Below are 1,155 nucleotides of genomic sequence, written 5' to 3'. Positions count from 1 at the left end.
GGCTGGCAGGTTTTGTGAGGCGTGGGGTGCGGGGTTCTTTTCGAGATCAGGGCGGGATGTTTTCGTATGTTTCACCAGAAACACGGGTTCCGGCGACCCATCCGTTGCGAGCGATCCGTGCTTTGGTGCGGGATGTTCTGCATGAGATGAGCCGCAGCTTTGCCTGGCTGTATTCCAGGGAAGGCCGGCCCTCGGTGCCGCCTGAACAATTGCTGAGCGCGCTGCTGATCCAGGTGCTGTACGGGATTCGCTCGGAACGGCAGTTGATGGAGCAACTGGATTATAATCTCCTGTACCGCTGGTTTGTGGGCTTATCCCCGGATGATCCGGTCTGGAACCCGACCACGTTTAGCAAGAACCGCGAGCGCCTGCAGAACGGCGATATATTCCAGAAATTCATGAGCCGGCTGCTGAACCACCCGCGGGTGACGCCGCTACTATCGGATGAGCATTTCTCGGTGGACGGCACGCTGATCGAGGCGTGGGCGTCGCAGAAGAGCTTCCGGCCGAAGGATGGCAGCGACGATGATGGTTCGGATTTCCACGGTCAGAAGCGTAAGAACGATACCCATGCCAGCACCACCGACCCGGAAAGCCGGCTGTACCGCAAGGCCGCTGGGCGGGAGGCAAAGCTTTCGTATATGGGGCACGCGCTGATGGACAACCGGCACGGCTTGGCGGTGGGTGGCCGAGTGACCCAGGCCACAGGCACGGCTGAGCGTGAAGCCTCGGAAGCGATGTTGAAAGCCAAAGCCAAGTCGGCCGCCGGGCGGATCACCGTAGGCGAAGACAAGGCTTACGATACCGCCGATCATGTCGCCAATCTGCGCGACGCCGGCGTGACACCGCATGTCACACAAAACAACGGTGAGACCAAAACCGGCAGGCACCGCCGCAGCGCGATTGACGGACGCACCACGCGCCATCCCGGTTATGCGATGTCGCAGACCCGCCGGGCGATGATCGAGTGCATATTCGGCTGGGGCAAGCAGCACGGCACGATGCGCAAGACCAAGCTGCGCGGCGTTGCGCGGGTCGCCGGCACCTTCATGCTCAACCTGATCGCCTATAATCTGGTACGCATTCCAAAAATGGTGGCAATATAAGGGACGAGTCTGTCCGCTGGACGAAAAAAGTCCAGAAACCGGCAAGAAA

1 protein-coding gene is annotated in these 1,155 nt (G+C 60.3%); it reads left to right on the top strand.

The annotated features are described in order from the left end of the window. Positions 1-26: 26 nt before the first annotated feature. Positions 27-1,106 (top strand): IS5 family transposase, encoded by a 1,080-nt coding sequence (locus MXAZACID_RS17285; protein WP_083878918.1) that lies wholly within the window; start codon positions 27-29, stop codon positions 1,104-1,106. The last annotated feature ends 49 nt before the right edge of the window (positions 1,107-1,155 follow it).

Source organism: Acidocella sp. MX-AZ02, assembly GCF_000306035.1.
GTDB lineage: Bacteria > Pseudomonadota > Alphaproteobacteria > Acetobacterales > Acetobacteraceae > Acidocella > Acidocella facilis.
This window is presented reverse-complemented; position numbering and strand designations above follow the sequence as displayed.